The 11,887-nt window shown below is 36.4% G+C and carries 14 protein-coding genes; 13 read left to right on the forward strand and 1 reads right to left on the reverse strand.

Going from position 1 to position 11,887, the window contains the following annotated elements; all coding sequences use genetic code 11:
* The first annotated feature begins 172 nt into the window (after nt 1-172).
* The 10 genes from ACI6MV_RS24230 to ACI6MV_RS24275 all read left to right on the forward strand — a co-directional run bounded on the left by ACI6MV_RS24230 (nt 173) and on the right by ACI6MV_RS24275 (nt 7,645).
* Nucleotides 173-1,159, forward strand: a complete 987-nt coding sequence (locus tag ACI6MV_RS24230; RefSeq protein ID WP_407272890.1) for an acrylyl-CoA reductase family protein — start codon at nt 173-175, stop codon at nt 1,157-1,159.
* A 29-nt stretch (nt 1,160-1,188) separates the two neighbouring features.
* Nucleotides 1,189-1,830: a PAQR family membrane homeostasis protein TrhA gene (gene trhA, locus ACI6MV_RS24235; RefSeq protein WP_407272891.1), complete on the forward strand. Its 642-nt coding sequence runs from the start codon at nt 1,189-1,191 to the stop codon at nt 1,828-1,830.
* A 111-nt stretch (nt 1,831-1,941) separates the two neighbouring features.
* Complete coding sequence (locus tag ACI6MV_RS24240; RefSeq protein WP_407272892.1) at nt 1,942-2,988, forward strand: lactonase family protein; 1,047 nt, start codon at nt 1,942-1,944, stop codon at nt 2,986-2,988.
* Between the two features lie 75 nt (nt 2,989-3,063).
* On the forward strand, nt 3,064-3,267 hold the full coding sequence (locus ACI6MV_RS24245; protein ID WP_407272893.1) for a hypothetical protein: 204 nt from the start codon (nt 3,064-3,066) through the stop codon (nt 3,265-3,267).
* 45 nt (nt 3,268-3,312) lie between these two features.
* Nucleotides 3,313-3,465, forward strand: a complete 153-nt coding sequence (locus tag ACI6MV_RS24250; protein ID WP_407272894.1) for a hypothetical protein — start codon at nt 3,313-3,315, stop codon at nt 3,463-3,465.
* An 18-nt stretch (nt 3,466-3,483) separates the two neighbouring features.
* Nucleotides 3,484-3,903 carry a GNAT family N-acetyltransferase gene (locus ACI6MV_RS24255; protein ID WP_407272895.1) on the forward strand — a complete coding sequence of 140 codons (420 nt, stop codon included), beginning with the start codon at nt 3,484-3,486 and terminating at the stop codon, nt 3,901-3,903.
* A 108-nt stretch (nt 3,904-4,011) separates the two neighbouring features.
* Complete coding sequence (locus tag ACI6MV_RS24260; RefSeq protein ID WP_407272896.1) at nt 4,012-5,943, forward strand: ATP-dependent DNA helicase; 1,932 nt, start codon at nt 4,012-4,014, stop codon at nt 5,941-5,943.
* A 101-nt stretch (nt 5,944-6,044) separates the two neighbouring features.
* On the forward strand, nt 6,045-6,245 hold the full coding sequence (locus ACI6MV_RS24265; protein ID WP_407272897.1) for a hypothetical protein: 201 nt from the start codon (nt 6,045-6,047) through the stop codon (nt 6,243-6,245).
* 564 nt (nt 6,246-6,809) lie between these two features.
* A complete protein-coding gene (locus ACI6MV_RS24270) occupies nt 6,810-6,890 on the forward strand; it encodes a YjcZ family sporulation protein (RefSeq protein ID WP_407272903.1) in 81 nt (26 codons plus the stop codon).
* Nucleotides 6,891-7,057: 167 nt separating this feature from the next.
* Nucleotides 7,058-7,645, forward strand: coding sequence for a histidine phosphatase family protein (locus ACI6MV_RS24275; protein ID WP_407272898.1), 588 nt, complete (start codon nt 7,058-7,060; stop codon nt 7,643-7,645).
* A 73-nt stretch (nt 7,646-7,718) separates the two neighbouring features.
* Here ACI6MV_RS24275 and htpG read toward each other — a convergent pair whose 3' ends face one another.
* A complete protein-coding gene (gene htpG, locus ACI6MV_RS24280) occupies nt 7,719-9,596 on the reverse strand; it encodes a molecular chaperone HtpG (RefSeq protein ID WP_407272899.1) in 1,878 nt (625 codons plus the stop codon).
* 256 nt (nt 9,597-9,852) lie between these two features.
* Between htpG and ACI6MV_RS24285 the strand changes: the two genes are divergently transcribed.
* The 3 genes from ACI6MV_RS24285 (at nt 9,853) to ACI6MV_RS24295 (ending at nt 11,658) form a co-directional block, all read left to right on the forward strand.
* Nucleotides 9,853-10,026, forward strand: a complete 174-nt coding sequence (locus ACI6MV_RS24285) for an asparagine synthase (protein WP_407272900.1) — start codon at nt 9,853-9,855, stop codon at nt 10,024-10,026.
* Between the two features lie 325 nt (nt 10,027-10,351).
* Complete coding sequence (locus tag ACI6MV_RS24290) at nt 10,352-11,074, forward strand: LytR/AlgR family response regulator transcription factor (protein WP_407272901.1); 723 nt, start codon at nt 10,352-10,354, stop codon at nt 11,072-11,074.
* 242 nt (nt 11,075-11,316) lie between these two features.
* Nucleotides 11,317-11,658, forward strand: coding sequence for a hypothetical protein (locus ACI6MV_RS24295; RefSeq protein ID WP_407272902.1), 342 nt, complete (start codon nt 11,317-11,319; stop codon nt 11,656-11,658).
* The last annotated feature ends 229 nt before the right edge of the window (nt 11,659-11,887 follow it).

Genomic DNA, 11,887 nt, shown 5'->3' on the forward strand with positions numbered 1-11,887 from the left:
TAACTATTCGACCTCTTTAAGTGATTTTTCTGATGAAAATTCAATCTCTTTGTTTCATTTAGAACTTACGGAAGTGTCGGATTAGAAAACCATTTCAACGCTACAATATGTAAGTGTTCAATTAGACAAATTACATTATTAGTAAGTACACTAGTTGAAAGGTGGAAATTTAATGAAGCAATTTAATGCATTTGTGTTAGATAAAATGAAAGAAACTCCAATTACAGAAATACGTCAGTTGTCCATGGATGATCTTCCAGATGGAGAAGTTACCATCCAGGTTGCCTATTCTAGTGTTAACTTTAAAGATGGAATCGTGTCCATGCAGCAAATGTTTGTTGAATCATACCCTTTGATACCAGGTATTGATCTTGCGGGTTTTGTGATCGATTCCGATGACGAGCGGTTTAAAGCAGGAGATGCTGTTATTGTTACTAGCTATGAGCTGGGCACAAGTCATCATGGCGGTTACAGTGAAATTGCTCGTGTTCCTGCAAAGTGGGTTGTGCCACTTCCTGATGGACTTACATTACGAGAAGCGATGATACTAGGTACTGCTGGATTTACTTCTGGATTGTCGGTTCAACGACTAGAAGACAACGGGGTACATCCTTCAAAAGGGCCGGTTCTTGTTGCTGGTGCAACAGGCGGAGTCGGAAGTATTGCTGTCCATTTATTAGCTTCTCGTGGTTATGAGGTTGTAGCTAGTACAGGAAAATCCGATCAACATGACTACTTAAAACAATTAGGTGCTAGCCGCATCATAGACAGAGCGAGCGTTGTCGACCAAGGAGGACCACCGGTTGCAGATGAACAATGGGCAGCTGCGATAGATCCTGTTGGAGGCAAAACACTACAATATATATTAAAATCACTACAATACGGCGGTTCTGTAGCTACTAGTGGCTTAACAGGAGGTATGGAGGTAGCAACTACTGTTGCCCCTTTCATCGGACGTGGAATCAACTGGCTTGGAATCGACTCTGTCCAATGCCCGATGGCTTTACGTGAAAAGGTATGGCAACAACTTGCCACTGATCTTAAAGCAAATAAAATAAACGAAGCAATCGTGACGGAAATTTCATTGGGAGATCTTCCAGAGGTGTTGGAGAACATCTTAGCAGGAAATGTACGTGGCAGAACGATTGTAAAAATGTAATAAGAGATTTTAAAAAGGAATTGATAACATTGGCCAATACACATGTCTTCACAAAAGGTGAGGAGATATCCAACTCTATTACGCACGGCATCGGTGCATTATTAAGTATAGCTGCATTAGTCATTTTGATTGTCTACGCCTCGATTCAAGGAACTGTTTGGCATGTTGTTAGTTTTACACTTTTTGGATCGACGATGGTTCTTTTATACACATCCTCAACACTAGTTCACAGCCTACCAAAAGGAAAAGGTAAGGACGTATTCGAAATTTTAGACCACTCTTCCATCTATTTCTTTATAGCGGGAAGTTTCACACCCTTTTTATTCATCGCTGTTAAAGGATGGTTAGGCTGGACGCTGTTTGGTATTGTTTGGGGATTAGCGATAGCAGGTACTGTATTTAAAGCATTTTTCGTAAAGAAATACTTATTCACATCGACGGCTTTATATGTGGTGATGGGCTGGTTAATCGTCTTTGCATGGAAGCCATTAACTGAGTTTTTACCACCAAATGGTTTGTTTCTGTTAGTGCTTGGTGGTCTCTTATACACATTAGGTGCTGTATTTTATATGTGGCGTCTTTTTAAACATCATCACGCAGTTTGGCACCTTTTTGTCCTGGGTGGGACAATGGCACATTTTTTCTGTGTTCTATATTATTTATTACCTTAAAAAAGTGCAACCTGTATCATCGTTTGAAGTGATAGTGATTCGTAGAAGAACGTACAAACTTTTGATATAATGAATCGGAAACGAATTTTACCCAAAAAGGAGTTTACGTTGATGAGCAAATTGATCGGTTATGTTGGTACGTATACAAAAGGAGATAGTAAAGGTGTTTATTCTTTTACACTTGATACCGAGGCCCAAAAGCTTAGTGATGTTAAAGTTGCAGCAGAATTGGACAACCCTACATATGTTACAGTAAGTAATGATAACAATTTTTTATATGCTGTAGCAAAAGAAGGCGATAAAGGTGGAGTAGCTGCCTTTTCGGTTAATGAGAACACGGGAGAATTATCATTCTTGAATAGTGAATCCTCGGAAGGATCTGCACCATGCCATGTGAGCGTGAAAAGTGATAATAGCAATGTTGTAACAGCAAATTATCATACAACAATGGTAGAGTCTTATCTGACAAACGAGGATGGGTCATTGCTTCCAGCAATCTCTACTATGGAACATACAGGATCTGGTCCACACGTAAGACAAGATAAACCACATATGCACTATGCTGGCTTTACGCCTGATGAGAAATATGTGATTGCGATTGACTTGGGAAGTGACACAGTGACCACTTATCAGGTTGATAACGGAAAATTAACTAGCGTGCAGACACTAAAAACAGAAGCAGGAAGCGGACCAAGACATATTACTTTTCATCCAAATGGTACCTATGCCTACATTATGACGGAGCTTAGCAATGAAGTAATCGTCTTAAACTATAATGCTGAGGATGGTAGCTTCAGCGAAATACAATATATTACGACGCTTCCAGAAGATTTTACCGAAAATAGCCAAGGTAGTGCAATTCACATTAGCTCGGACGGTAAATTTGTATATGCAGGTAATAGAGGTCATGATAGTATTGCGATTTACAGTGTAGATGAAACTACTGGTAAGCTAACTTTTGTAGAATGGACACATACAGAAGGTAACTGGCCTCGTGATTTCGTCTTAGATCCTACAGAAAAATTTGTCGTTGCTTCTAATCAAGAATCAAGTAATTTAGTATTATATGCTAGAGACGAGACAACAGGAAAATTAAGTTTAATTCAATCTGATATTACTGTTCCAGATCCGGTTTGTGTGAAATTTTTAACGGTGTAATTGGAAATAAATAGTGATTAGGGCAAAAATTCATGAGAATTTTTGCCCTTTCTCATGGTGGTAAGGGGAATGATTATGAATGAATTTAAGAAATTCTTGAGTGATTACATAGAAAATTGGAAAAACTTCTCCATTGAAGAAATAATTGCTGTTGAATCTGAAAACTACCAAGCGAGAGAAGTAATAAAGGGAAAAGAAATAGTTGATTTTGGTTATAAAGAATCGATTGAAGGCTGGACGCAAGCATTTACGCAATTAAAGGAACAGGATGCGGTATGAGTACTATCTCGGGAAGCAATCATTCCTTTGCGTGAGGATGAAATAATGGCAGTTATTTGGGCATCACTTAATATAGATGGAAAACCGGTGGAAACAGCTAACTTATTCTTTCAAACATTTAGGAAAACAGATGGAGATTGGCGATTAATAAGGAGTTACATTGAAGCAGGTGTCCCAAGAAACAATATGAAAAGGTAAGAGAAGGTAGGAGAAGCTATGAGTGACATACAGCTAGGTACAGAAGTAGATGCTTCTTACATTAAAAAGAAATTAATCGAATATAACATGACACAAATCCCGGATCACATCAAAACTCCTAATGAACAGGTAGTGTTGGTCATTAAAGACCATCAAAAAATTATAGCTGGTGTTACAGGAACGATGTTTTGGTATCACCTACATATTGACTTTTTATGGGTCGATGATCGTGTTCGAAAACAAGGATATGGAAGTAGTTTGCTGAACGAAATAGAAATATTAGCAAGAAACAAAGGCTGTCGATTAATATTTCTTGATACATTTAGCTTTCAAGCACCTGAATTTTACAAAAAACATGGTTTTAAAGTAGTTGGTAAATTGGAAGACCATCCACAGGGTTTTGAGCAATATTTTCTTGAAAAGAGACTAACCAACTAGAAGCTAATAAATCATATCATAAGACATTTTTTACACGAAACGCTGTAACTTCTGATAAGATATACGTTAGCTTCATTTTAATTTGTAAGAACAAGAAGGAGTACGAGCATGATACGGAACACACTGCCATTTACAATTTCTAAGACAGATAACTTTTTTGATAAATTAGGTGATTATATCGGAGATGTGTTTTATGACATATTACCCGAAAAAGGATATGAACTGCGTGATGAACAAATATATATGGCCTACCAAATCGAACAAGCCTTTAAAAACAAGGATATAGTATTTGCTGAAGCAGGCGTAGGGACAGGAAAAACATTTGTTTATCTTATTTATGCAATTTGTTATGCACGATACACAAGAAAGCCCGCTATTATTTCGTGTGCTGATGAAACATTAATTGAGCAATTGGTTAAAGAAGGCGGGGACATTGATAAGTTAGAGAAAGCACTAGGTCTAAAGGTAGACGTTAGACTAGCAAAAGCCAGAGAACAATATGTTTGTGTAAGAAAACTAGACAAAATTGTACAGCAAACGATCGATCCTGATATAGAGCGTGTCCATGATGCCATTCCTGATTTTGTTTATGATACGTCTTCTTCGATGCAATCATTCAGCCCTTATGGTGATCGAAAAGAATATCCATGGGTGAATAATGAGACATGGGAAAAGGTTGCTTGGGATCCTTTGCAGCAATGTGCAACGTGTGATTGGCGTCACCGAAGCGGTCAAACGTTAAACAGGGATTACTATCGACATGCTTCTGACCTGATTATCTGTTCGCATGATTTTTTTATGGAACATATATGGACGAAGGAGTCACGTAAACGAGAAGGTCAAATGCCACTGTTACCTGAGGCAAGTTGTGTTGTGTTTGATGAAGGGCATTTACTAGAATTCGCTGCACAAAAAGGACTTACGTATCGATTTGACCCAGATAATCTCACCAATGCGTTAACTGGATATAGTAGTCAAGATGTACGTGAAGAAACACTTTATCTTATCGAAGAGATCATTTACTTGCATGATGATTGGTTTAAGATGCTTAAGGATACTTCTATTACAATTGAAGGATCTAACCGCAGGGAAGTTGTTGTGAATGGTCAAATGAAAGACATTGTAGAAAAGTTAAAAAGTAAAGTAAGCGATTTGTTAGAACAGCTCGTCTTTGATTCGGAGTTGTTTACGATTGATGCTTATCATGTCAAAATTATCGAAGAGTATATCGAGCATTTTGATTATGGATTGACTATCTTTTTAAAAGAAGACTCAGGGATTTTTTGGCTAGAGGAAACAGAGGGGCAATACACATTTGTGATTATGCCTCGACTAGTAGAGGATATTTTGAAGGAAGAGGTATTCTCTCAGAAAATTCCATTTATCTTTTCATCTGCTACATTAGCTCAGGCGGGAGATTTTTCTTATATCGCAAAAAGCTTAGGAATATCGAAATTCGATTCGTTTAATGTTGATTCTCCATTTGACTATGAAGAACAAATGGAATTGCAAGCAAAAGTTTCTGATAATGAGATAGATAAGTGGAATGGTATAGGAAAATCCTTGAATTCCAACAACGGTGGATCATTACTATTATTTGCTTCAAAAGAAGAAATGAATCGTTACCGTCTTTGGGCAGAAAAGCAGGAATGGAATTTTGATTTGTATTATGAGGGAGATAAAGAAATTAGCACGTTAGTGAGACAATTCCAAACAGTCGAAAATGCAGTGCTTTGTTCCTATAATCTATGGGAAGGATTAGATGTTCCAGGAAAAGCATTAACACAAGTAATCATTGCTTCCTTACCATTCCCGGCACTTGACCCTGTGTTTCAAGCAAAACGAAAACATGCCGATCACCCGATGAATGATGTCGATATTCCATTTATGTTACTTCGACTCAGGCAAGGTGTTGGAAGATTAATTCGCAGTAGAAGTGACGCTGGCAAAATCCAACTGTGGATGACTACTCAACAAATGGACGAACACCAGCAAGCAATTGCTCAAGTAATGCCAACAACAATAGTTTACCCAAATTAAATGGTTTTAAATAACGGACTAACTCCCAATATGTGACTAGGTTAATTCTTGCGTACAAGGATAAATTAACATCGAAAGTTACTATAGGGGGTGAATATCCGATGGCAAAACAACGTGCATGGGTACCGATGCTCGCTTCTGTTGGGATTGGAGCAGCCGCATATTACAGTATGACAAAAGGTAAAAGTATGGGTAAAACAGCTGCTCAATTTGCTCCTTTTATTTCAAGTATGGGACAACAAGCAAATCAAGCCAATGAAGCAAGTGATACGAACGAATTTCAACCACCAATATATTCTTAATCAGGGATAGCTGGATAGATAATAATAGGGAAGAGGTCTCTTGTAAAAGGGATTTCTTCTCTTTTTTACATAAACAAGGAAGTGTTCTAAAAGGCTGGTGTTATTACGCTAATTAGCTAAACTCCGGCGTAGTGCTAAACAGGCGCTGTAGAGGAGGCATGTACTGCGGTCGATGAGTTGATGACGGCCAACACTGCGCTTAACTGTGACAAATGAAGCATGATTAGAATTGTGCGGCCACCAGCGCACTTATTTAGGTGAATTTGTTGTTTCAACGAGTTGATTTAGGTAAATAAGTGCTGTGATGGCCGTCAAATCATCAAAATTAAAAATTCAAGCGAAATAAGCGCTTATATGGCCGCTCAATCCGATTTGTTCCTTTGCTGTTGGTATAGCTAGGCGCGTGAGCGGAAATCACGAGCGCTGCGTCGGATTTTATTTCAATTCTAAAGTGTCTTGAAGGTTTATACTAAAACTGAGCCCAGTTTTGCCAAACAATAGGCACTTGCCTACCCAGATTTTGAACAGCTCCATATGATAACTATTGACGCTAGGGAGGTGTTGATGACAATGCAAAACGGTTTCGCATTAATCGTAGTGCTGTTCATCCTTTTAATTATCGTTGGTACAGCATTCGTTGGCTAATTTAAAATTTTATTTAATTATAAGGGGCCGAACTTGCTCCTTATCTCATTTGTTTAATTGGACAAGTTGTTATCATAAATATTTCTTTTTTGAGAGCACATTGTTCCCCTGTGTAGCTTTTTGTATTAAGATAGAAAAATACAAAAAAGTTATAAGGGGAAAATGAAATGACTACAATAGGATTAGTAAGACACGGTGTGACTGATTGGAATGTACAACGAAGAGCACAAGGGCAAACAGACATACCATTAAATGAAGATGGTAGGAATCAAGCTGCAGCGCTCGCAGAACGCCTAAAAGGAGAGCTCTGGGATGTTGTTGTATCGAGTGACTTGTCGCGTGCCTATGATACGGCGTATGCAGTCTCAAGTGCACTTGATATTCCGCTAGTAACTGATAAAAGGTTACGGGAAATTTCCTTTGGGCGATTAGAAGGCATGACGGAAGAAGAGCGGATCGATACGTGGGGAACTGCATGGAAAGAGTTAGACCATAATATTGAGAGTAATGAAGAAGCACAAGCGAGGAGTAAAGCATGTGTGGAAGATATTTGTGCCCGTTTTCCGGAACAGCGCGTTTTATTTGTTAGTCATGGAGCAACCATTAATCAGTTAATCAGAGTACTCTTGAAAGATGAGACCTTTGACCAGGGATTTGGTAATACGGCATATACTATTCTTGTAAAAGAGCAAAACAATTGGTCGTGTTCTTTGTTAAACTGTACGAAGCATATTGAACAACTTAAGGTGGATTAGAACAAGCTTGTACTCGGGCCATGGGTCTTAGATATAACAAAGCTCCCTCTTCAAAGAAGAGGGAGCTTTATAGTTATACCATGATTTTACACATGTCATTTGTGAATTCAGTTGGATCTTGAATCGGTAATCCTTCAATAAGCAGGGCTTGATTGTACAACAAATTAGTATATAAATTTAGTTTTGTCTTGTCATTGTCGAAGGCAGCTTTTAACGATTGGAATACATCATGATTTGAATTGATTTCCAATATTTTGCCTGCCTGGATATTTTGGCTATCTGGCATCGATTTTAGAATTTTTTCCATTTCAATCGATATCTCACCATCAGTTGATAAGCAGACGGGATGTGATTTAAGACGCTTTGATATTTTTACATCCTTTACTTTACCAGCTAAAGCATTTTTCATGTGCTCAAATAATTCTTTGTTATCTTTTTCCTCTGATTCTGATTGTTCCTTGTCATCTTCCTCAATTCCTAGATCACCACTAGAAACCGATTTGAATTCCTTTTCTTTATAAGCCTGTAACATTTTAATCGCGAATTCATCTACCTCGTCCGTGAAGTAAAGAATTTCAAAGCCTTTATCTGCAACAACTTCTGTTTGTGGTAATCTTTCTATTCTATCGTTGTTTTCTCCGGTTGCATAATAGATATATTTTTGATCTTCAGGCATTCTGGACACATATTCATCAAGGGTGACTAGCTTTTTCTCTTTAGAAGAATAGAACATAAGTAAATCCTGTAACGTTTCTTTATGTGTACCAAAATCACTGTAGACGCCATATTTCAATTGTCTGCCAAAAGCTTGATAAAACTTTTCATATCCTTCTCGATCATCTTTAATCATTGTTTGTAAATTGCTTTTAATTTTCTTTTCTAGATTTTTTGCAATTACTTTTAATTGACGTGTTTGTTGCAACATTTCCCGAGAAATATTGAGTGATAAGTCCTCAGAGTCAACCATTCCTTTAACAAAGCTGAAATAATCTGGCAATAAGTCAGAGCACTTTTCCATAATAAGAACACCATTAGAATAAAGCTCTAACCCTTTTTCAAACTCCTTGGAATAATAGTCATAAGGCATTTGCTCTGGGATAAATAATATAGCATGGTAACGGATCGTGCCGTCCACTTTAATATGCACATGCTTTAAAGGTTTGTCATATCCATAATGCTTTTCTTGATAAAAGTTTTCATAATCTTCATCTGTAAGTTCATTTTTATTTTTTCTCCAGATTGGTACCATGCTGTTAATAGTCTGTTCTTCAATAACATCTTCGTATTCGTTATCTGAACCTTCTTTAAGCTGTGATTCTGTAACATCCATTTTAATAGGATAGCGTATGAAATCTGAATATTTTTTTATAATACTCTTTAAGCGATTTGTTTCTAAATACTCATCATAAGAATCATCTTCTGTATTTTCTTTAATATTAAGGATGATCTTTGTACCGATTTCGTTTTTATCACACGTTTTAATGGAGTAGCCATCTGCACCTTTTGATTCCCACTGATAAGCTTCTTCACTACCTAATGCTTTGGATATTACCGTAACAACATCAGCTACCATAAATGCTGCGTAAAAACCGACACCAAATTGACCGATGATTTCTTGGCCATCTTTCATTTCATTTTCACTTTTAAATGCTAATGAACCACTCTTAGCGATTGTTCCTAAGTTAGTTTCCAGTTCTTCTTTCGTCATTCCAATACCAGTATCCGTAATCGTTAGTGTTCTGGCTTGTTTGTCGGCATCGATCTTTATGTAGTAGTTGCTTTGATCAAACGTAATAGAATCGTCCGTTAATGCCTTGTAGTAAATTTTGTCAATCGCATCACTAGAATTGGAAAGCAGTTCTCTTAAAAAAATCTCTTTGTGTGTGTAAATCGAATTAATCATCATTTCCAACAGTCTTTTTGATTCTGCTTTAAATTGCTTTTTGGCCATGTTGTTGTCTCCCTCCATTTTGTCGATCGTTTAGCACTTATTTGGTTTGAGTGCTAATTCCATAATTTTTATAACGCATTTTTGATTGTCTGTCAATATGTTTAGGGGCTAATTTCCAGACAAGCTATTATAATTATACAATAAGATAAGGTGCTTATGGTTAGCAAATATAAATGCCCGGTATATTTAATGTAGTTAAGGAAAATATAAGCTTGGTGTACAACACCAACTAACTTGATTGTGGAGGGAAATTACGATGGATATCCGTGAAGGCTTAATTCCAACCGCATTAGGTACTGCCGTGACCGCTACAGGTTATGCAATGAAGCAAGCAGGAAAATCAAATAAAATGGTAGCAAATACCGTTTTCGGATTCGGTATAGCGCACGTGACATTAGGCGTAATTGACCTCGTACAACACCGACGTTAGATAAGCAGGGTGAGTCAAATAGAGACTCACCCTGTTTGTTTATGTTGATCATATAAAGTAAATATTTGTTAAGAAATAGGGTTGATGGGTAAATATTAAGGGTAAATAGTGATATATTAATCTATTTCAATGAAAATAGTACACTAAAAGTTTCTATTGTAAGTAGATGGATATGATTGAAACCTAATTATTACTGCTTATATAACAGAAATACGAATTTATAAATTAAAAAACAAACACTATACTTGAAATGTAATCAAAGGTGACATTTACAGAAATACACTTTAATACTTCATCTTACGAACGGGTAAAAAGGTGGTTGGTTATGAACAGAATATTAACAGTAGTAATTGCTGAAGATAATGTTGATGAAATAAGTTCTCTGTCTGAAACTATTGAAGTACATCCCAATTTTAAAGTCGTATATATTTGTTCGAACGGTGAAGAACTTGTTAATTACATTATAAAGCACAAACCAAATTTAATTTTTGCAGACACGAAGGTGCCAGGTGTGCTAACATCTGTTCTAAAAATTAAATCGTTAACAAATGATATTCATTTCATAATAGTTTCAAATACTGATCAATGTGCAATCAGTGCATTTGAACTTTCTGCGCTTGATTTTATTTTGCGGCCTTTTAAGGAAGATAGACTACTAGTAGCTTTAGAGAAATCATTTCATTTTATAACTAATTACAGTGATCGGGAACAAGTTAAAAAATTGGCGGTGTCGTATAGAGGAGCAGTATTTTTTGTGAAAATAAAAGATATTTTATTTGTAGAAAGGTCTGGTAGAAAAACTTTAATTCATACATCTGAAAAGATCATTGAATCTGGTGAATCATTAGAAAATATGGAGGATAAACTTCTGGATCGTATATTTATCCAGACACACCGTCCCTATATTATAAATGTAAATCATATATCCTACATAACTCCTTCGGGAAATACATTTCTGATTTACTTTGATCAGTATGAAAAACCAGCATTTGTAAGCAAACAAAGAATAAATGAAGTCAAACAATACATCATGAATTTATTTGAATAACCAAAAAATAAATAGAGTGAAACACGAAAAGGTGAACCTTGAGTTCACCTTTTGTTTCATAATTTCATTACGTCTAATCCTCATATCGTTGTGTTGAATATGAAGAAGTTGATGAAGTAATTTGAAATGAACAATATTGAAAAGTGATTATGAGTGACTCACGAGTGCGAATAAGGGGTTGAACAGTAGATTAATAGATGATTCTAAAGGGAAAATACAGATAAGGGGATAGGAGGGGTGTTATGAAGGATATTAATTTTCTTGTTTTGCATTCAGATCTTCCAACTGCTTACTTATTTGGTGAAGTAATACGTAAAGAGGGTTACTTAAATGTAATATATTCGGATTCTATTGAAGATGTAGATAAGAATAGAAAAGTTGACATTTTGTTAGTTGATGCCTCATTTAACAATGAACTACAAAGCCCTGTAGAACAATCTAATGTAAAAAAGACAATTCTAATTTACGATTCCCCATTACAATCATATAATCTTAGAAATTTTGATACTAAAATTTACTATCCACTATTAAATATAAGCGAGATAAGAGAAGTTGTTTATGAGCAAGTAAAATCGATCAGTTAAACGGAGATTAGCTGTTGTTCTATAAAAAATGAATTATAAAATTAAAAGGCTATTTTCTAGAAGAGTGTTTTTATTGCGACATATAGCTAATATGAGTAGTAACTTGGAGAGTACTTGCACCGGCTCCGGAAATCCACTTCGCGCACCTTAGGGGGGCTAGTGAGCCTCCTCGCGCGTTCGCGCAAGGCCACTGAAAAAGTCTTTGTCTGTTAAAAATGAAGTTTTTTCA

It is taken from the genome of Radiobacillus sp. PE A8.2 (assembly GCF_045635475.1).
Lineage (GTDB): Bacteria > Bacillota > Bacilli > Bacillales > Amphibacillaceae > JBJGXI01.

What these genes read in the sequence shown, in the direction of transcription:
- ACI6MV_RS24255 (WP_407272895.1), top strand. Translation starts at nt 3,484, where the DNA reads ATGAGTGACATACAGCTAGGTACAGAAGTAGATGCTTCTTACATTAAA.
- ACI6MV_RS24245 (WP_407272893.1), top strand. Translation starts at nt 3,064, where the DNA reads ATGAATGAATTTAAGAAATTCTTGAGTGATTACATAGAAAATTGGAAA.
- ACI6MV_RS24265 (WP_407272897.1), top strand. Translation starts at nt 6,045, where the DNA reads ATGGCAAAACAACGTGCATGGGTACCGATGCTCGCTTCTGTTGGGATT.
- htpG (WP_407272899.1), bottom strand. Translation starts at nt 9,596, where the DNA reads ATGGCCAAAAAGCAATTTAAAGCAGAATCAAAAAGACTGTTGGAAATG.
- ACI6MV_RS24270 (WP_407272903.1), top strand. Translation starts at nt 6,810, where the DNA reads ATGACAATGCAAAACGGTTTCGCATTAATCGTAGTGCTGTTCATCCTT.
- ACI6MV_RS24295 (WP_407272902.1), top strand. Translation starts at nt 11,317, where the DNA reads ATGAAGGATATTAATTTTCTTGTTTTGCATTCAGATCTTCCAACTGCT.
- ACI6MV_RS24290 (WP_407272901.1), top strand. Translation starts at nt 10,352, where the DNA reads ATGAACAGAATATTAACAGTAGTAATTGCTGAAGATAATGTTGATGAA.
- ACI6MV_RS24250 (WP_407272894.1), top strand. Translation starts at nt 3,313, where the DNA reads ATGGCAGTTATTTGGGCATCACTTAATATAGATGGAAAACCGGTGGAA.
- ACI6MV_RS24260 (WP_407272896.1), top strand. Translation starts at nt 4,012, where the DNA reads ATGATACGGAACACACTGCCATTTACAATTTCTAAGACAGATAACTTT.
- ACI6MV_RS24230 (WP_407272890.1), top strand. Translation starts at nt 173, where the DNA reads ATGAAGCAATTTAATGCATTTGTGTTAGATAAAATGAAAGAAACTCCA.
- ACI6MV_RS24285 (WP_407272900.1), top strand. Translation starts at nt 9,853, where the DNA reads ATGGATATCCGTGAAGGCTTAATTCCAACCGCATTAGGTACTGCCGTG.
- ACI6MV_RS24240 (WP_407272892.1), top strand. Translation starts at nt 1,942, where the DNA reads ATGAGCAAATTGATCGGTTATGTTGGTACGTATACAAAAGGAGATAGT.
- ACI6MV_RS24275 (WP_407272898.1), top strand. Translation starts at nt 7,058, where the DNA reads ATGACTACAATAGGATTAGTAAGACACGGTGTGACTGATTGGAATGTA.